Raw genomic sequence first — 17,285 nt, 5'->3', positions numbered from 1 at the left:
GCGCAGCGACCCGCCATGCCCCAACTTGCCACTATCGAATCGCTCGACCACGAAGGACGAGGCGTCGCCCACGTCGACGGCAAAACCGTATTCATCGACGGGGCCCTGCCGTTTGAAACGGTCGAATACGCCAGCTACCGAAAAAAACCCAGCTACGAAAACGCTGACTGCAAGGCCATCCTGCACGAAAGCTTCATGCGCGCCCGGCCTCGCTGCCCGCATTACGACATTTGCGGCGGCTGCTCCATGCAGCACGTTGAGTTCAACGCCCAGGTTGCCGTCAAGCAACGGGTGCTGGAAGACAACCTGGCCCACATCGGCAAGGTGAGTCCGGAAGTCGTCCTGCCGCCGATTTACGGTCCGCAATGGGGCTACCGCCACCGGGGCCGGCTGTCAGCCCGCTTTGTCGCCAAGAAAAACACCGTCCTGATCGGCTTTCATGAAAAGCGCTCAAGCTTCATTGCCGACATGGAGGAATGCCACATCCTGCCGCAGCGCATTTCCGACCTGCTGATGCCCCTGCGAGCACTGATTGCCAGCCTGTCGATCAGCCAGCGCATGCCACAGGTGGAATATGCCGGCGGTGAAGACCTGGATGTCCTGGTGCTGCGCAACATGGACCCGCTGACCAGCGAAGACGAATCGCGCATCCGGGCATTTGCCGATCACCACAATGCCAACCGGCTGCTGCCGTTGCAGTTCTGGCTGCAACCGAAAGGACCGGACAGCTGTTATCCGTTCTATCCGCTGGATGCACCGGCGCTGTGCTACCGCTTGCCGGAATTCGGCGTGGAAATGCCCTACAAGCCGACCGAATTCACCCAAGTCAACCCGGGCATCAACCGTGTGCTGGTGTCGCGGGCACTCAAGCTGCTGGACCCGCAGCCGGGCGAGCGCATCGCCGACATGTTCTGTGGCCTTGGCAACTTCACCCTGCCGATCGCCCGCTCCGGGGCCGTTGTGCTGGGCATGGAAGGCAGCCAGCAGCTGATTGAACGTGCCGTGCAGAATGCCACGCACAACGGTCTGGAAAAGACCGTGCGCTACCGCATGGCCAACCTGTTCGATGTCACACCGGAATCGTTTGCCAAGCTGGGCCGGTTCGACAAGATGCTGATCGACCCGCCGCGTGACGGTGCCGTGGCGCTGTGCAAATCGCTGGGCGACAACGGCCCCAAACGCATTGTCTACGTTTCGTGCAGCCCGTCCACACTGGCCCGCGATGCAGCCGTGCTGGTGCATACCCAGGGCTACACGCTCAGGGCAGCCGGCATCGTCAACATGTTCCCGCACACGGCGCACGTGGAATCCATCGCCCTGTTCGAAAAAACCGGGCCAGCCAAGAGCCGGGCCGAACTGGAAGCCATCGAGGCCGCTGAAGAAGCCGCCCGGCAGGCAGCCAGGGACGCCCGCAAGGAGCGCGATGCCGAAGCAGCCCGCCTCAAGGCCGAGCAGGAAGCCGAACGGATTGCCCGCAAGGCGGCACGGCACCAGCACTACCTCGACAACAAGGATTATTACGACGCCCGCTCCGTAGCCCAGGAGTCCGGCAAAACGGCCTCTTGATCCTTTTGCCCGGCATGAACCGGAGCAGGTTCTGCCGGGTGGATGCACGTATGCTGCAACAAAAATCCCCGGTCGTCTGACCGGGGATTTTTTGTGGTTCTTCTGCAACCGCCTGCTTGCTTACTCTTCGTCCGGAACGTTGAGGGCGTTGATGTTGTAGCCGGCATCAACGTAGGTGATCTCGCCGGTAATGCCGCTGGCCAGATCCGACAACAGGAAGGCAGCTGCGTTGCCGACTTCTTCGATCGTCACATTGCGCTTGAGCGGTGCGTTGTCGGAAGCCATTTTCAGCAGCTTGCCGAAGCCGGAGATGCCCGACGCAGCCAGTGTCTTGATCGGACCGGCGGAAATGCCGTTGCAGCGGGTGCCTTCACGGCCGACCGATGCAGCAGTAAAGCGCACGCTGGCTTCAAGGCTGGCCTTGGCCAGACCCATGACGTTGTAGTGCGGGATGGCCCGCACGGCACCGAGATACGACAGGGTCAGCAATGCACCACGGCGCCCCTGCATCATCGGACGCGCAGCCTTGGCCAGGGCCGGGAAGCTGTAGGCCGAAATGTCGTGCGACACCTGGAAGGCCTCGCGGCTCAGGTTGTCAAGAAAATCGCCGGCCAGCGCCTCGCGAGGGGCAAAGGCAATGGCGTGGACAAGACCGTCAAGACCATCCCAGTGCTGCCCGAGTTCGGCAAACAGATTGTCGATGTCCTCGTCCGAACTGACATCGCACTTGAGCACGATGTTGCTGCCGAAATCCTTGGTCGCCATTTCGACGACACGATCCTTCAGCTTTTCGTTCACATACGTGAAGGCGAGCTCCGCACCCTGATTCTTGCAGGCCTCGGCAATGCCGTAGGCGATCGAGCGGTTGGAGAGCAGGCCCGTAATCAGGATCTTCTTGCCCTGGAGGAATCCCATGTACCTAGTCCTTGACGTTTGGAATCGGACGATTATAGCGAAGCTCTCGGCCCTTGTCCGGGCATGGGCTTAACCGGCTGCCTGAAGCCAGCGGGCGGCACCCACAACGAGGGCCGGGAGTCCTGCACATACAACGAGTACGAACAGCCCGCCCAGCGGCCGCGGCCCGCGACGCAGCTGGTACAGCCGGACCAGGAACGTGCAGGCCAGCAGCAACAGGCACAGCAGTGACGGCGAAAAGACATACAGCCGGGCCAGTGGCGAGGCCACCAGCAAGGCCATGGCCAGTGAGGCATGCAGCAACAGTGCCGCCACCATGACGGCTTGCAGGCCGTCATGAGCCGCAGGTGCAAAACGGGCGGCCACACGGCCCCCGGACTGGCGTCCGGCCATCAGCATCCACAGCACGGCGGCCAGGCCAAGCCAGACATAGGGATACAGAAAAGGCAGCCACACTGGCACAAGCGCCTGCTCGGGACGCATGGCCTTGCTGCCCAAAGCCAAGATCAGCCAACCTGCCAGCACGCTGGCCGTTATCTGGGCGTCCTGACGGACGATCAGCCACCACAGCAGGTAAAGATTGACCGCAGCAATCGGCAACAGGGCCAGCAGGATGGCCCCGCTCATGCGGCCAGTACGCGCTCGAAAGCCGCAGCAATCAGCTCGGCAATATCGGCAAGCAGGCGGGTTTCCATGTCCGGGCTGAAGCGATGCTCGCTTTCGCTGGCCAGGATCAGCGCACCGAACGCTTCGCCGGCCGGATTTTTCAGCGCGGCCAGGGCAAATGATTGCCATGCGTCGGCTGTTTGTGGCAGCCAGGCCATCATTTCAGGGGGCAGGTAGTGCCCGACCACTGGTGACTCAAGCGCCCTGGCGGACAGGGGCAGGGGCTTTCTGGAAAGACCATGGCCGGCTGCCTGCGGATGCCACAACCCCAGCTGCCAGCCGGTCACGGCAAAATCGTCGTCCATCGAAGCCCTGACAGCAGCCATCACGGTTTCGACAGACGTGGCCCGCATCAGATGCAGGGCCAGCCGGTGCGTGGCGGCAACGATCTGGTCATTGCTTTCACCGTATGCCATCAGTTGCGCCATGGCGGCATTGAGCTGCCGGGTCTTGTCTTTCAGGACCCGGACCTGTTTTTCGATCAGCGGAATGGTGCCTTCCTGGCGGGGTGCCGGCACCCGCAGTTCAGCCAGGACATCCGGATGTTTTTCAAAAAAATCCGGATTCCGGGTCAGCCAGACGGCAATGGCTTCAGGTGTCATAGCGTGATTTCCCCTTCGAATACGGTCACGGCCGGCCCAGTCATCCAGACCGGATGCCCGTCGCCAGCCCAGCGGATCCGCAGTTCCCCGCCCCGGGTCTGCACCGTAACGGGAGTATCCGCATCCAGCAGGCCGCGACGGATACCCGCCACGACGGCGGCACAGGCTCCGGTGCCGCAGGCCAGGGTTTCACCGCTGCCACGTTCGAACACCCGCAAGCAGATCGCCGTACGCGACTCAATCTGCATGAAACCGGCATTGACCCGGGCCGGGAAACGGAGGTGGTTTTCGATCAGTGGGCCAAAGGCCGTAACCGGCGCCGTATCGACATCGTCCACCACCTGCACCGCATGCGGATTGCCCATCGATACCACGGTCACGCCAAGTATTTGTCCGGCCACTTCCAGTTCGTGGATTACGGCATCTTCAGCAGCCACAAAGGGAATGTCAGCCGGCCGGAAGCGGGGTGGCCCCATGTCAACGGTAACCAGACCGTCGTCAGCAAGACGCGGAACAATCACGCCCCGGGCCGTTTCCACCCGGATTTCGCGGCGGTCAGTCAGGCCGTGGTCAAAAACGAACCGGGCAAAGCAGCGGGCACCATTGCCGCATTGCTCCACTTCACCGCCATCACAGTTGAAAATGCGATAGCTGAAATCATTGCCGGCATCCTGCGGCGGCTCCACCAGCAGCAACTGGTCAAAGCCGATGCCGAAGCGCCGGTCTCCCAGCTTGCGGATTTGCTCCGGCGTCAGGCGGATGGTCTGGCGTACGCCGTCGAGCACGGCGAAATCATTGCCAAGGCCCTGCATTTTGGTGAACTTGAGCTTCATGGTGCAAACCGGTAAAACGATGCGCCAATCATAAACAAACCATGAATCTTACGGGGAGAAACCATGCTGCAACTTGAAACGCTGTCCGTCGCGCTGGAGGCTCATGTCGCCACCATCCATTTCAATCGCCCGGACAAGGCCAACGCCCTGAACGAGCAGATGTGGGAAGAACTGCGGCGGGCCTTTGAGTGGGCGGATGACACGCCGGAGGTACGGGTCGTGGTACTGGCAGGCGAGGGAAGGCACTTTTGCGCCGGCATCGACCTGATGATGCTGGCGGGCCTGCAACAGGCGATCCACGATCCTTGCGAAGGCCGCAAGCGCGAAAAGCTGCTGGCCACCATCAGGCGCCTGCAACGCTCGGTCACCGCGCTGGAAGCCTGCCGCAAGCCGGTCATTGCCGCGATCCACGGTGCCTGTGTTGGTGGCGGGCTGGATGTGGCGCTGGCAGCCGACATCCGGCTGGCTGCCGGCAATGCCACTTTCTGCGTCAAGGAAATCGACATCGGCATGGTGGCAGACGTAGGAACCTTGCAACGCCTGCATCATGTCGTCGGTGACGGGCGTGCCCGCGAACTGGCCCTGACCGGACGCCAGATCGATGCAGAAGAAGCCGAGCGCATCGGTCTGGTCACCCAGGTCTTGCCGGACAAGGAAATCCTGCTGTCGGCAGCCAGCGAACTGGCCGGCATGTTGGCCGGCAAGTCACCGCTGGCACTGCGCGGCACCAAGCAGGTGCTGAACTACAGCCGCGACCACAGCGTTGCCGAAGGGCTGGAGCAAGTCGCCCACTGGAACGCAGCCATGCTGATTTCCAGTGACATCCAGGCGGCCGTAATGGCGCAAATGCAGGGACAGACGCCCGTGTTTGCCGATTAACGTACCAGCCGGTCCTGAAAAGCAGACAGCCGGATCAAATGATCCGGCTGTCTGCTGGCTTGCATCAGGATGCCGGTCGCCAGCAACAAGACAGTGGTGCGTACATCCGTCTTGCGGCTTCGGTCATCAGGCGAGGAAGCGGCTCGGGTAGACCTCGTCAATCAGCTGGCGGCAATCCAGCACCCGCAAATCGTTGTCGTGGGCAAAGGACATCAGGAACTGGAAGACGCGCGGATCGATTTTTTCAAGCTTTTTGTCCACAGCCACACAACGCACGTTTTCCAGCATCAAGGGCCGTACATAAGCGTGATATTCAAGCTTTTTCTGGTCCGATTCGAATGAGGCCAGAATGCCGGACAGTCGCTCTGCCCAGTCGCTCGGACGGAAAACCCGTCCTTCGGAAGTCATACCCTGAATGACGATTTCGTAGGGGTTGCAAATCATCTCTGTACCCGCGGCAATGCGCCTGAAGAAATTTGCGCCGGATCAATTCCCGACGCATTGCACATTGTACCGGAGGCGGCATGCATGCCCTAGCATGTTCGATGCTGCACCGCAACAGACCAAGGTCATATCGGCCAATGCTGCTGCAACCAGTCCTGAATGCGCAACAGAACACCAGCATTGTGCGCATCCAGCATCATCATGTGCCCGAGATCCGGCAGGATCAGCCCTTCCACACCAAAGCGTTCGGCCGTTTCCTGGACATCCGTCGGGCTGATGATCCGGTCTTCTGCACCACCCAGTACCAGGGCGGGCAAACCGGACAATGCGGAAGGCGTGAACAGCCCGACCAGCAGCAGGTCAAAAATGGCACGCATGGACTCTGGCTGGAAGCGGCTGCCCCACTGCATGATCTGCTCCAGCGACATGTCGTTGCTGAACAGCAGCTTTTTGACCTTCTCGGCCTGCGGATGATAGCTCTCCGATGCCTGGAACAGCTGCAAAGCTCCCAGCAGGTCCGGCGCCTGCCGCAAAAGGTTCAGGGTCGAGCGGGTCAGTCCTCTGGGCGGCACGGACGCCAGCAACACCACGCCTGCTGCTTCATGGCCAAGCTCCAAGTACCGCTGGACGACAAAACCGCCCATCGAATGTCCCACCAGAACCGGTGGTTCCGGCAGGGTGGCAACGATCTGCCGGACATTACCCACGTAATCGTCAATGCCGCAGGCGGCCAGCCACGAATGGCCGTCACTTTGGCCGTGCCCCTCCAGACTCAGGGCATGTACTGCCCGGCCAGATGCGGCCAGTTGCGGCATCCAGTCGACATCCCACACCCAGGCCGACGAATACGCACCGTGCACGAACAGCAGTGGCGGCGCCTCGGACGGCCGGACCGGCTGACGCGACAGACACTCAAGGGAAATACCGGCAGTCATCAGGGGCGCAGCGGAATCTGGGTCGTTTCCTTGACTTCCTCCATCACAACATATGTGTGGGTTTCGCGGACATAAGGCAGGCGCGACAGCATGTCGCCCAGCATGTCACGGAACTCATGGATGTCGCGCACACGAATCTTCATCAGATAGTCAAATCCGCCTGCCACCATGTGGCATTCCAGAATCTGCGGCAGCTGCTGCACCGCCGCATTGAATTCGTTCAGGATTTCGCTGGTCGTGTTCTGCAGGCTGACTTCCAGGTACACCAGCATGCCGGCGTCGAGAAGCTGTGGATTCAGGTGCGCTGCGTACTGCCGGATATAGCCATCTGATTCAAGGCGCTTGACGCGCTCAAGACAGGGCGTAGGAGAAAGATGAACCTGCTCGGCGAGATCGACGTTGGAAATCTTGGCATTGTCTTGCAACAGGGCAAGAATCTTGCGGTCTATCAGATCCAAAGCCTTTCGGGCCTTCGTACGCTTCATTCTATTAATCTCCTGTTTTGTAGATAAATACGCCATTTTTTTTAATAAAACCGCAATCAAATATCCGGCAAACGATTATTTTACGAATGGCGTGTCATGTTGATATTTTTATCTCTTATGAGTTGCAAACAAGATATAAAGTCTCGTGAAGACTTTGTCAATTAGAGTGCCGTGTTTTTTGCATTGTCATAATATTGCATGTGTCATTTGTGCGCCACAGTTGGCGCCAGGACTTCCAGTTTGCCCTTATAAAAAAGTAAAACCATTGAAATACGGAGTCTGCACATGCGTTTCCCGCACTTGTCTCGTCCCCAGTCAGGATTAATGGATGCCGTCACTTCGGCATGGCGGCGCGACGAACAGATCTGTGTTCAATCGCTGCTGCCACAGGCCCGCCTGAGCAGCAGCGAGCTCGACAAAGCGCAAGAGCTGGCCCGGCGTCTGGTCACTGATGTCCGCACGCGCCGACGCAAAGCCAGCGGCGTGGATGCCCTGATGCACGAGTTCTCACTATCCAGTGAAGAAGGCATCGCCCTGATGTGCCTCGCCGAAGCTCTCCTGCGCATTCCCGACCAAGCAACGGCCGACCGGCTGATCCGTGACAAAGTGGCACGGGGCGACTGGGCCAGCCACCTGGGCAAAAGCCAGTCTCTTTTCGTCAACGCCGCCGCCTGGGGACTGCTGGTCACCGGCAAACTGGTCAGCACCCACGGCGAAACCGGACTTTCCACGGCACTGACGCGCCTGATCGCCAAAGGTGGCGAACCACTGATCCGCAAAGGCGTCGACCTAGCCATGCGCATGCTGGGCCGCCAGTTTGTCACCGGCGAAACCATCGACGAGGCACTGGCCAACGGCCGGGAACGCGAAGCCCGCGGTTACCGCTTCAGCTATGACATGCTGGGCGAAGCAGCCATGACCGAAGCTGACGCCCGGCGCTACCTCGACGATTACACCCGCGCCATCCACGCCATTGGCCAGGCTTCCGCCGGCCGTGGCGTGATTGAAGGACCGGGCATATCCGTCAAGCTCTCGGCCATCCATCCGCGCTACAGTCGCGCCCAGCGCGACCGGGTACTGGCCGAGCTGCTCCCCAGACTGAAATCCCTGATGATGCTGGCCCGCCAGTACGACATCGGGCTAAACATCGACGCCGAGGAAGCCGATCGCATGGAGCTGTCGCTGGATCTCGTCGAGGCCCTGGCCTTTGATCCGGACCTGGGTGGCTGGGACGGGCTGGGCATCGTGGTGCAGGCGTACCAGAAGCGCTGCCCGTTCATCATCGATTTCCTGATCGACCTGGCCCGGCGCAGCCAGCGGCGTTTCATGGTCCGGCTCGTCAAGGGTGCTTACTGGGATGCCGAAATCAAGCGCGCCCAGGTGGACGGACAAGCCGGCTACCCGGTGTACACCCGCAAGGTTTATACCGATGTCTCTTATCTGGCTTGCGCCAGAAAACTGCTGGCTGCGCAGGACTGTATCTATCCGCAGTTCGCCACCCACAATGCCCTGTCGCTGGCCGCCATCCATCAGCTGGGGCAGGGCAAAGAGTACGAATTCCAGTGCCTGCACGGCATGGGTGAAACCCTGTACGACCAGGTGGTCGGGGCCGGGCAGCTGGACCGGGCCTGCCGCATCTACGCACCGGTCGGCTCGCACGAGACGCTGCTGGCCTATCTGGTCCGGCGACTGCTGGAAAACGGAGCCAACAGCTCGTTCGTCAACCGGATCGTTGACGACGCCGTCAGCATCGACGAGCTGGTTGCCGACCCGGTGGCCGAAGCCGAACGGCTAGGCGGCCTGCCGCATCCGCGCATCGCCCTACCGGCCGACCTCTACGGCACTGCCCGGCGCAATTCGGCCGGTCTGGATCTCGCCAACGAGCACACGCTGGCCATGCTCGAAACCGGCCTGAATGCGGCCGCGGCCGTCACCTGGCACGCAGCCCCCCTGCTGGCAGGACAGTCCATGGAAGACCTGCCCGAACAGCCCGTCCTGAACCCGGCTGACACCGGTGACCAGGTCGGCACCGTCAGGGAAGCCGGTCTGCGCGACGTCCACACGGCACTGGCCGCGGCCGGGAACGCCAACTGGCCCCAGGTTGCACCTGAGGAGCGAGCCCGCCTGCTGGACCATTTTGCCGACCTGCTGGAGGCACATCAGGACGAACTGATGATGCTGGCCGTGCGCGAGGCAGGCAAAACCTTTGCCAATGCGCTGGCCGAGGTGCGTGAAGCGGTTGATTTTTGCCGCTACTACGCCGCCCAGTTGCGGACCGAATTTGCCCCCCGGCCACCCCGGCCGCTAGGACCGGTGGTCTGCATCAGCCCCTGGAATTTTCCGCTGGCCATTTTTGCGGGACAGTCCGTTGCCGCACTGGCAGCCGGCAATCCGGTACTGGCCAAACCGGCCGAGCAGACGCCGCTTGTCGCGGCACTGGCCGTACGCCTGATGCACGAAGCCGGCATCCCGCGTGATGCCATCCAGTTGTTGCCTGGCCGTGGCGAGGTCATCGGTGCGGCACTGGTCGCCGACCCGCGCACGCAAGGCGTGATTTTCACCGGCTCTACCCAGGTTGCGCGGCTGATTTACCGGACGCTGGCACAAAGGGGAGGGGACATTCCACTGATTGCGGAAACCGGTGGCATGAATGCCATGATCGTGGACAGTTCTGCGCTGCCGGAGCAGGTTGTCGGTGACGCCATTACCAGTGCATTCGACTCCGCCGGCCAGCGCTGCTCGGCCTTGCGGGTGCTGTATCTCCAGAATGATATTGCCGACCGGGTCATCACCATGCTCAAGGGCGCCATGGATGAACTGGTTGTGGGCGATCCGGCCCGTCTTGCCACGGATGTCGGCCCGGTGATTGACGAGGAGGCCCGCCAGAACCTGCTGGCCCACATCGCGCGCATCAAAAACACGGCACGCTGGCACCACACGGTTTCCGCACCGGAAAACGGTACGTTTGTCGCACCGTTCTTGTGCGAGATCAGCTCCATCCGCGAGCTGAAACAGGAAGTGTTCGGACCAGTGCTCCATGTCGTCCGCTTTGGCGCCAACGAACTGCCGCAGGTCATCAACGATGTCCGGGCCAGTGGCTATGGCCTGACCATGGGGCTGCACAGTCGCATTGATGAAACCATCAACCTGGTCACCGATACGGCTGCCGTGGGCAACCTGTACGTCAACCGCAATATCGTCGGTGCAGTCGTTGGCGTGCAGCCGTTCGGGGGAGAAGGCCTGTCAGGCACCGGCCCCAAAGCCGGCGGCCCTGACTATCTCTACCGCCTCTGCCGGGACGGAGAGCCGCTCCGCGAGACTGCGCAAAGCGAGGCGAGGGCACCGCTGGATGAACTGGCAGTCTTGTTGCCTGTCATGCTCGCGGATGATGTAGCCCGCCAGCGGCAGGCCGACTGGCTGGCCAAAGTGGGCAGGCAATCGCAGGCCGGATGCCGGATCACGCTGCCCGGACCCACGGGCGAAACCAATCAGCTCGCCTATGTGCCGCGCGGACGGGTCATGTGCGTTGCAGACAGCCGCGAAGCCCTAGTGGCCCAACTGATTGCCATCTTCGCGACCGGCAACGTGGCAATCCTGTCGGCAGACAGCGTCGAAGCAGTAGAGGCGGGAAGCCTGCCGGGCTCGTTGAGTCTTTCCATCAGCAAGTCGCTGGATGACGTGGACGCAGTCCTCTTTTCCGGAGGGCAGGCTGCGGCAGATGCGCTGCGACAGCAACTGGCCGACCAGGAAGGCCCCGTCATCCTGCTGAACCAGGCTGATGCCGCGGGTCAATATGATCTGCGCCGTCTGGTGCATGAGCGGGCCGTCAGCATCAACACGACTGCGGCAGGGGGCAACGCCAGCCTGATGAGCATGGAAGACTGACGGAGCAGGCAGACTGGCTGCCTGCAAGGGCAGACGCACAGCGGGTTACAAAAAAAACCTCCCGGCACATGGCCAGCCAATGCGATTTGTATAGAATTGTGACCCATCGATTGATGCGGGCCGTACGCAAGCCGCATCGGTCGTGGTCCATGCATCGCATTCCACGAGGAGAAAAAAATGACCCAAACCCCGCGTCTGGCCCTGACGGCCGTGGCACTGGCCACCGTGATGGCCCTTTCGGCCTGCGGCAAGCAGGAACAGTCTGCCGGCAACAGTGCCGCCCCGGCCGCAACTGACGGCACAACGACCGTGAAGATCGGCTTTTCTGCCCCGCTGACCGGCCCGCAGGCCCATTACGGCGAGGAATACAAGAACGGGGTGACGCTGGCCATCGAAGACGTCAATGCAGAAAAGCCCAAGCTGGGTGGTCAGCCAGTCAAGTTTGAACTGGTTGCCGAAGATGATCAGGCAGATCCCAAGACGGCGACACAGATTGCCCAGAAATTTGTGGATGCCAAGGTGAACGGCATCATTGGTCACTTCAATTCCGGCACGGCCATCCCGGCTTCGAAGATTTACGCAGATGCCGGCATTCCCGGTATCGCCATGGCAACAGCCCCGGCGTATACCCAGCAGGGCTTCGCAACGGCATTCCGTTCCATGACTTCGGACACGCAGCAGGGCGGGGTGATGGGGCAGTGGGTTGTCGAAAAACTGGGCAAAAACGTGGTCATCATCGATGACCGTACTGCCTATGGCCAAGGTCTGGCTGACGAGTTTGAAAAGTCGGTCAAGGCTGCCGGCGGGAATGTGCTGAAGCGTGAGTTCACCAACGACAAGGCCACCGACTTCACCGCAATCCTGACCACGATCAAGGGTACCAATCCTGACGTCGTGTTCTACGGCGGTGCTGATGCACAGTCTGCACCGATGGCCAAGCAGATGAAGCGTCTGGGCCTGAAGGCTCCGCTGGTCTCCGGTGAAATGACCAAGACACCGACATTCCTGCAACTGGCTGGCAGTGATGCCGAAGGCACCGTAGCCTCACTGGCTGGCTTGCCGCTGGACCAGATGCCCAAGGGCAAGGATTACGAAACCCGCTACAAGGCCCGTTTCAACCAAGATGTAGCTACGTACTCACCGTACGGCTATGACGCAACACGAGTACTGGTCGCTGCCATGCAGAAGGCTGACTCCGCAGATCCGGCAAAGTATCTGCCTGAACTGGCAAAAATCCAGCATTCGGGCGTAACGTCGTCCAACTGGGCCTACGACAGCAAGGGAGACCTGAAGGATGGCGGCATTACGGTCTACAAGGTCCAGAATGGCGCATGGACTGTAGTGGAGTCAGTCGGCGGCAAATAATCCCGCTGGCTGCAACGGCCTCAAATAGAAAGAGGCGTACCAAGAAGGCCCGACAAGATTGCTTGTCGGGCCTTTTGTATTTTGACCATTTTCATGGGCGTTCATCAGGATTTTAAATTCAATATGTAAATAAATAACGTATTACATCTTATGTATACATTTTACCCATAAATTTCATTATTAGCTTAATAATATTAAGTCGAAAGTCCGGAAAAAGTGTAATTTCCATGAAATCCTTACACTGAAAAAAAAACGCTGGAACTATGCGTTTTTGAAAATTTCGCCGCTTGGCATGTGCCCCGTTTTCCGGCTTTCGACGTTGCAGGTTTTTTGAGCTAGATCAATAAAAAAGCGCGCAATTCTGTAGCTTGCGCGCAACAAATTTACCGCCTGCTAATTGTCCTTTATCTGGTTTGCTCACGTTCCATCCGGTCGGCCTCGCTCAACATGCGCTCGGCTTCGGCCCTGAGTCGCGCCGGTTTCGCCTGATGCTGCCGATGTATCAGGAAATAAAACACCACGAACACGAGCCAGCCCGCCCAGCCCGGCAGCCGGTATCCCATCCAAAGAACGACGCGATACAGACCGAACGTCATCAAGCCAGCCAACAGACAAGCGCCAATCCAGAAAATCACGGTCGACACCAGCCGCTGCAATTTCCCCCCCATACACACCTCCTTGAATGTCGCGTGACCGCTCACGCGGGCTTGCTGCACACAAAAAAAACCGGGGTTGCCCCCGGTTGTCAGATTCCGATGTCCCTACTACGCGCCAACGTCACCGGATGCGGCCGGCGCGTCGCTTTCGCCGCTCCAAATATTCCAAATGAATATACGGCGGTCAAATTCCTGACCGTCCGTCGCCGGTTTGTGTGGCGTGAGCGGTCACGCAACGTTGCATGTCAGCCCAGCTGCCTGCTGCCAACCCTGCCCGGCCAGCCGTGACCGCTCACGCTCACCAGCCCTTTTTCTTCGTCGATTTCTTTTTGCTGGTGGTGCCGCCGCCGCTGCCGTAGCTGCAATTGCGGCCACCTTGCTTGTCGCGGTAGCGCGCCTGCCGTTCGCGGTCCTGTTCCCGTTTTTTCTGCAACTCCGGGTCGCTGGACTTCTTTTTATCGCAGTCTTTGCCGGCCACACGGCTGCGGATGCGCGCGATGGCGCCGCTGGATAGCAGTCCCATTTATTCGTCCTCGCTGTCGTCGCTGCTGCTGTAGCGGGCAAGCTCGGCCTCAATCTGCCGGATGACTTCGGCCTCGATTTCGGCGCGCAGTGTTTCGACCGGCCAGACGTTGCTGATGCTGGTTCCGTAGCGGCTGTTGATGCGGCTTGCGATTTCGTTGCCGATGACGGAAAAAAGCTGGTTGTAATCGCCACCGATGGCTGACCGGATGGCCGGCCCCAAACCGTCAATGCCAGCGAGGTTGTCAGCCACCTCCTCGACCGTTGCCATGACGCCGGCCCCGGCCAGAAACGCCGAAAGTGCGCCAAGTACGCTGGCCCCGATGCTGCCGGCTGCCGGTATCAAAAACAGCATGTTCCCCCCTCCCCTTTACCAATCCGCGCCAAGCGCGGTTTTCCAGTCGCGGCCTGCCTGCTGGCCGGCTTCGTCAGCGGCTTCGCGTTGCTGTCGCAGCCGCGCCAGTGCGGCCTTGATGTACGGCCAGTCGTGACCGCAGCCGTAGAGATAGAGCCGGACAAGGCGCATGGACGGTACGAACGGCGGCGGGCTGCCCGGCTGTTTTTTCTGCCGCAGCTTCCGGCAGCGCGATGCCCACCGCGACCGCTCGACCTGATAGAGCGCGTCGGCTTCGGCCTTGCAGCTCGCGCGCTTGAGCCGCTTTTGCTCGCGGTCTTTGTCGCGCCCGGCGCGGGTCTGGATTTTCTGGCCGGCAGTGCTGTCGCGGTCCAGCCAGTCGTCCAGTCCGGCCGGCTCCGGCCGTGTGTTGCTACTCGCCACGACGCCGGCCCATGCGCCATTCCGGCAGCAGTACGGCGGCCACGGCGCTGATGGCACCGGCCCCGTACAAAATGATCTGGCCGACGCCGGTTGCGGTATTTGCCAGCCCGAGCAGCAGTGCGGCCATGCCGGCGGCGCTGCTCGGTTCGTGGGCGCGTTGTTTGATGATTTCCCCCATGACTTCCCCCTTGTGTGCGCGGTCAGCGCGTGCAGAAAAACAGGTCCAGTTCGGTTTCGCGGCGGATTTTCAGCCCCGGCAGGGCTTTGCCGCCGGCGTAGCACCAGCGCAGCCATTCGCGCCGGATATGCCCGGATACCGGGGCGCGATAGATTTCGCGCTCGCTGACCAGCAGGCGGGCCAGCGTGGATCCGTCCGGGTCGGTTTTCGTCGGTCGCCAGTTGAGCGCCGCCGGGCAGTTGAAAGCGAGCGAAACAAGTGCGTCGCGCGATTGCGCGGTCAGCAGCGGCAGCCGCTGGCGGGCGCGTTCGCGCTCGATGGCGTCGGCCAGCGGGACGGCGATGCGCTGGATGTCGTTTTGCAGCAGCCCGTCAGCTTGCCGCTCGGTGATGGTCTGGCCTTCGGTCACGTCCGGCCCGGTGTGGCCGTAGCCGATGGTCAGGATGCCTGCCGGGCAGCGGTAAGCGGTCAGCTCAAGCCCTTCACATACTTTGATTATCTGGATTGCGCGGTTCATGTCGGTTCCCCGGTTGCGCCGGCCAGCCGTTGACAGGTCAACGTCCGGACGCCGCCTGTCATTCAAGAAACAGTCCGCCGGTCAGGTATGACCACGCGCTGTTTGACTGCACAACTTGCAGTTCGATGATGCTGCCTGCCGGTATGGCGGGCATCGCCCCGTATGCCATGAACGGTGTGCCGGACGACGCCTGATAAACGTTCACGTTGGCGGCCGCCGTGACCACGCCGGTTTTCGGGTTGCGGATATTGATGACCAGCTCCCAAAAGGTCCGGCCGGCCGGGCCGTTCATCCATATAAATGATGAGCCGGCCAATCCTGACTTGAACTTGCAGTCCCGCCGCGCGACGCACCTGAAAAACGTCTGGTTTGCCGAGACTGCATTCGCCTCGAAATAGAACGGGATGTAGTCGCCGGCTGCCGCTCCGCTGCTGCCGCTTCCCGCCGTCAGCCCGTCCAGCTTGGTCTTGTCGGCCGCCGACATGAGTCCGGCGGCTGATGGTGTCGCTGCCGGAATGGCCGGGTGCGCGTGGTCCTCTCTCGCATACCTTATTGATGACCCCGCTGCGCCCGCCCCGGCTGGTTGCGCTGGCACCGCTGCTGCCGGTTGAAGCGCATCAAGCCGCGCCTTGTCTGCCGCCAGCATCAGACCATTTGCCATCGTCGTGACCACCGCCGTTGTCCCGCCCCCGCCGCCCCCGGCCGGAATGCCGTCCAGCTTGGTTTTGTCTGCTGCCGACATCAGCCCTGCCGCAAATTGCGTCGCCACCGGCGGGCGCGGGTGGACATGATCGGCGCGCGCGGCGTATACGCTGCTGCCGGCGGCGGCCATCGCCCCCTCAAGCGGCTGGCCGTTGCCAAGCGTCGGGATTTCTTCCAGATAGATGGTGCGTACCGGCCGGCCGCCAAAGCCCAGTTCGAGGCTGGTTTGCAGCGACACGCCACCAATATCAAAGCGTTTTTGCAGTGTCCCGGTCAGGTCGGAAAACCGTCTTGCCATGAATCTCCCCTCTCACGCATCCAGATCAAACTTCACGACCAGCGCAACGCGAAACACGCCGGCCGCCGGCACCACGCGGCTGCCCGCCTGCATGAATGCGGCGCGTACCGGATAGCCGTCCGTGGCGGCCACCAGCCCGGCGGCGGCACCGTTGCCGCACAGCAGGCTTGCCCCTTCGATCAGTTCGCCGGCTTGCAGCAGGTCGCCCCAAGTACAGGCTTCGGCAAACTTTCGGCCGTAGGTTTTCTGGTCACCATCCGCACCAATCCAGAACTCGACGTCGATGCCGTCCGCCAGCGGTTCGACCCCCTCCCATCGCCAGCCGGCAATGCAGTGCTTCGGCGGCAGCCAGCCGATGGTCTGGCCGTTCTGCCACGGGTCGCCGGCCTTGAACCGCCATTCAATCCAGCGGTCGCGCGGCGGAATGCCCCCGCTCGGCGCGGCGCTGGTTTCCATCAGTTCAATCGCCCGCGCTGATGCGGCAATCGCCGGCGTCAGCCATGCGGCGTAGGCGCTGACCGCGCCCTGCCGGGCGGCCACTTCGGCGCGCAAGGCGGCATCCGGCGAATCGGCCACCAGCCGCCCGGCCGTGACCAGATCAGCCGCTGCTGCCGTGGTGGCGGTCTGGTCGGACTTGAGCCGCAGCAGCCGCCGGCGTTCGGCGGTCAGCCGGTCGGCGTGGGTCTTGACCGGGCTGACGCGGGTAATGCGGTAATCGTCCAGCGCGCTGCCGCCGATTGTCAGTACCTCGACGCCGTAACGGCCGAGCGCCTGCAAAACCTTGTCGATGCTTTCCACGTCCAGCAACACGCCGGTCAGGTCTGACAACTGCCATTCGCGCCGGCCGCCGCCGACGGTGGCGGCCACCGTGGCGCGCAGCGCCGGGCCGTCCGGCCACAGTTTCAGCTCGATGCCGGTAATGCCTTGCTGCCCGAGCCATTCGGCCACCGCCTCGACCGGCCGGCGGCCGGATTGCAGCCATGTATCCATGTCGGTATCCCATGCGGGCGGGCCGCGTGGCCCGCCCTGCCCTGCGGTTATTGCGGCTCGGACTCGGGG

Annotated in this window: 18 protein-coding genes and 1 pseudogene; 4 read left to right on the top strand and 15 right to left on the bottom strand. The window is 61.6% G+C overall.

The features are described from left to right. Positions 1-15 precede the first annotated feature (15 nt). On the top strand, positions 16-1,566 hold the full coding sequence (gene rlmD / locus G542_RS0103625) for a 23S rRNA (uracil(1939)-C(5))-methyltransferase RlmD (RefSeq protein ID WP_012697322.1): 1,551 nt from the start codon (positions 16-18) through the stop codon (positions 1,564-1,566). Between the two features lie 120 nt (positions 1,567-1,686). Here rlmD and fabI read toward each other — a convergent pair whose 3' ends face one another. From fabI to dapF, 4 genes are all read right to left on the bottom strand, one after another. After that, the gene (gene fabI, locus G542_RS0103620) at positions 1,687-2,481 is read right to left on the bottom strand and encodes an enoyl-ACP reductase FabI (protein WP_012697323.1); all 795 of its coding nucleotides are present in this window, start codon (positions 2,479-2,481) and stop codon (positions 1,687-1,689) included. Between the two features lie 69 nt (positions 2,482-2,550). Further along, positions 2,551-3,108: a hypothetical protein gene (locus G542_RS0103615; RefSeq protein WP_027823397.1), complete on the bottom strand. Its 558-nt coding sequence runs from the start codon at positions 3,106-3,108 to the stop codon at positions 2,551-2,553. Continuing rightward, the gene (locus G542_RS0103610; RefSeq protein ID WP_012697325.1) at positions 3,105-3,749 is read right to left on the bottom strand and encodes a DUF484 family protein; all 645 of its coding nucleotides are present in this window, start codon (positions 3,747-3,749) and stop codon (positions 3,105-3,107) included. Before G542_RS0103610 ends, G542_RS0103615 begins: the two co-directional genes overlap by 4 nt. After that, complete coding sequence (gene dapF, locus G542_RS0103605) at positions 3,746-4,582, bottom strand: diaminopimelate epimerase (protein WP_012697326.1); 837 nt, start codon at positions 4,580-4,582, stop codon at positions 3,746-3,748. The genes G542_RS0103610 and dapF overlap by 4 nt, the downstream gene beginning before the upstream one ends. Positions 4,583-4,645: 63 nt before the next feature. Between dapF and G542_RS0103600 the strand changes: the two genes are divergently transcribed. Continuing rightward, positions 4,646-5,461, top strand: a complete 816-nt coding sequence (locus G542_RS0103600; protein ID WP_012697327.1) for a crotonase/enoyl-CoA hydratase family protein — start codon at positions 4,646-4,648, stop codon at positions 5,459-5,461. Positions 5,462-5,614: 153 nt separating this feature from the next. Here the strand turns inward: G542_RS0103600 and G542_RS0103590 are convergent. From G542_RS0103590 to G542_RS0103580, 3 genes and pseudogenes are all read right to left on the bottom strand, one after another. After that, positions 5,615-5,905: pseudogene (locus tag G542_RS0103590) on the bottom strand (DUF3579 domain-containing protein); the annotation flags it as partial. Between the two features lie 125 nt (positions 5,906-6,030). Next, the gene (locus G542_RS0103585) at positions 6,031-6,840 is read right to left on the bottom strand and encodes an alpha/beta hydrolase (RefSeq protein ID WP_012697329.1); all 810 of its coding nucleotides are present in this window, start codon (positions 6,838-6,840) and stop codon (positions 6,031-6,033) included. After that, entirely contained in the window at positions 6,840-7,325 is a 486-nt protein-coding gene (locus G542_RS0103580) for an Lrp/AsnC ligand binding domain-containing protein (protein WP_012697330.1), read from the bottom strand. Before G542_RS0103580 ends, G542_RS0103585 begins: the two co-directional genes overlap by 1 nt. 285 nt (positions 7,326-7,610) lie before the next feature. Between G542_RS0103580 and putA the strand changes: the two genes are divergently transcribed. Both putA and G542_RS0103570 read left to right on the top strand, forming a co-directional pair. After that, positions 7,611-11,210, top strand: coding sequence for a trifunctional transcriptional regulator/proline dehydrogenase/L-glutamate gamma-semialdehyde dehydrogenase (gene putA, locus G542_RS0103575; protein ID WP_027823396.1), 3,600 nt, complete (start codon positions 7,611-7,613; stop codon positions 11,208-11,210). Positions 11,211-11,387: 177 nt separating this feature from the next. Continuing rightward, positions 11,388-12,575: a branched-chain amino acid ABC transporter substrate-binding protein gene (locus G542_RS0103570; protein WP_027823395.1), complete on the top strand. Its 1,188-nt coding sequence runs from the start codon at positions 11,388-11,390 to the stop codon at positions 12,573-12,575. 404 nt (positions 12,576-12,979) lie between these two features. Here the strand turns inward: G542_RS0103570 and G542_RS0103565 are convergent, their stop codons facing one another. The 8 genes from G542_RS0103565 to G542_RS0103525 form a co-directional block, all read right to left on the bottom strand. Then, positions 12,980-13,243 carry a hypothetical protein gene (locus G542_RS0103565; RefSeq protein WP_155826592.1) on the bottom strand — a complete coding sequence of 88 codons (264 nt, stop codon included), beginning with the start codon at positions 13,241-13,243 and terminating at the stop codon, positions 12,980-12,982. 286 nt (positions 13,244-13,529) lie between these two features. Continuing rightward, the gene (locus G542_RS0103560) at positions 13,530-13,754 is read right to left on the bottom strand and encodes a hypothetical protein (RefSeq protein WP_027823393.1); all 225 of its coding nucleotides are present in this window, start codon (positions 13,752-13,754) and stop codon (positions 13,530-13,532) included. Then, positions 13,755-14,108 carry a hypothetical protein gene (locus G542_RS0103555; RefSeq protein WP_027823392.1) on the bottom strand — a complete coding sequence of 118 codons (354 nt, stop codon included), beginning with the start codon at positions 14,106-14,108 and terminating at the stop codon, positions 13,755-13,757. A gap of 15 nt (positions 14,109-14,123) precedes the next feature. Continuing rightward, positions 14,124-14,531, bottom strand: a complete 408-nt coding sequence (locus G542_RS0103550) for a hypothetical protein (RefSeq protein WP_027823391.1) — start codon at positions 14,529-14,531, stop codon at positions 14,124-14,126. Continuing rightward, positions 14,521-14,709 carry a hypothetical protein gene (locus tag G542_RS0103545; RefSeq protein ID WP_027823390.1) on the bottom strand — a complete coding sequence of 63 codons (189 nt, stop codon included), beginning with the start codon at positions 14,707-14,709 and terminating at the stop codon, positions 14,521-14,523. The genes G542_RS0103550 and G542_RS0103545 overlap by 11 nt, the downstream gene beginning before the upstream one ends. A gap of 22 nt (positions 14,710-14,731) precedes the next feature. Then, the gene (locus G542_RS0103540) at positions 14,732-15,226 is read right to left on the bottom strand and encodes a lysozyme (protein ID WP_027823389.1); all 495 of its coding nucleotides are present in this window, start codon (positions 15,224-15,226) and stop codon (positions 14,732-14,734) included. A 58-nt stretch (positions 15,227-15,284) separates the two neighbouring features. Further along, positions 15,285-16,166 carry a hypothetical protein gene (locus tag G542_RS17330; protein ID WP_155826591.1) on the bottom strand — a complete coding sequence of 294 codons (882 nt, stop codon included), beginning with the start codon at positions 16,164-16,166 and terminating at the stop codon, positions 15,285-15,287. A gap of 72 nt (positions 16,167-16,238) precedes the next feature. Then, positions 16,239-17,216, bottom strand: a complete 978-nt coding sequence (locus tag G542_RS0103525; RefSeq protein WP_027823388.1) for a hypothetical protein — start codon at positions 17,214-17,216, stop codon at positions 16,239-16,241. Positions 17,217-17,285: the final 69 nt, after the last annotated feature.

Source organism: Laribacter hongkongensis DSM 14985, from assembly GCF_000423285.1.
GTDB lineage: Bacteria > Pseudomonadota > Gammaproteobacteria > Burkholderiales > Aquaspirillaceae > Laribacter > Laribacter hongkongensis.
This window is presented reverse-complemented; position numbering and strand designations above follow the sequence as displayed.

Bases quoted from the DNA above. Each gene is read 5' to 3' on its own strand.
- rlmD (WP_012697322.1), top strand. From the start codon at position 16: ATGCCCCAACTTGCCACTATCGAATCGCTCGACCACGAAGGACGAGGC.
- fabI (WP_012697323.1), bottom strand. From the start codon at position 2,481: ATGGGATTCCTCCAGGGCAAGAAGATCCTGATTACGGGCCTGCTCTCC.
- G542_RS0103615 (WP_027823397.1), bottom strand. From the start codon at position 3,108: ATGAGCGGGGCCATCCTGCTGGCCCTGTTGCCGATTGCTGCGGTCAAT.
- G542_RS0103610 (WP_012697325.1), bottom strand. From the start codon at position 3,749: ATGACACCTGAAGCCATTGCCGTCTGGCTGACCCGGAATCCGGATTTT.
- dapF (WP_012697326.1), bottom strand. From the start codon at position 4,582: ATGAAGCTCAAGTTCACCAAAATGCAGGGCCTTGGCAATGATTTCGCC.
- G542_RS0103600 (WP_012697327.1), top strand. From the start codon at position 4,646: ATGCTGCAACTTGAAACGCTGTCCGTCGCGCTGGAGGCTCATGTCGCC.
- G542_RS0103585 (WP_012697329.1), bottom strand. From the start codon at position 6,840: ATGACTGCCGGTATTTCCCTTGAGTGTCTGTCGCGTCAGCCGGTCCGG.
- G542_RS0103580 (WP_012697330.1), bottom strand. From the start codon at position 7,325: ATGAAGCGTACGAAGGCCCGAAAGGCTTTGGATCTGATAGACCGCAAG.
- putA (WP_027823396.1), top strand. From the start codon at position 7,611: ATGCGTTTCCCGCACTTGTCTCGTCCCCAGTCAGGATTAATGGATGCC.
- G542_RS0103570 (WP_027823395.1), top strand. From the start codon at position 11,388: ATGACCCAAACCCCGCGTCTGGCCCTGACGGCCGTGGCACTGGCCACC.
- G542_RS0103565 (WP_155826592.1), bottom strand. From the start codon at position 13,243: ATGGGGGGGAAATTGCAGCGGCTGGTGTCGACCGTGATTTTCTGGATT.
- G542_RS0103560 (WP_027823393.1), bottom strand. From the start codon at position 13,754: ATGGGACTGCTATCCAGCGGCGCCATCGCGCGCATCCGCAGCCGTGTG.
- G542_RS0103555 (WP_027823392.1), bottom strand. From the start codon at position 14,108: ATGCTGTTTTTGATACCGGCAGCCGGCAGCATCGGGGCCAGCGTACTT.
- G542_RS0103545 (WP_027823390.1), bottom strand. From the start codon at position 14,709: ATGGGGGAAATCATCAAACAACGCGCCCACGAACCGAGCAGCGCCGCC.
- G542_RS0103540 (WP_027823389.1), bottom strand. From the start codon at position 15,226: ATGAACCGCGCAATCCAGATAATCAAAGTATGTGAAGGGCTTGAGCTG.
- G542_RS0103525 (WP_027823388.1), bottom strand. From the start codon at position 17,216: ATGGATACATGGCTGCAATCCGGCCGCCGGCCGGTCGAGGCGGTGGCC.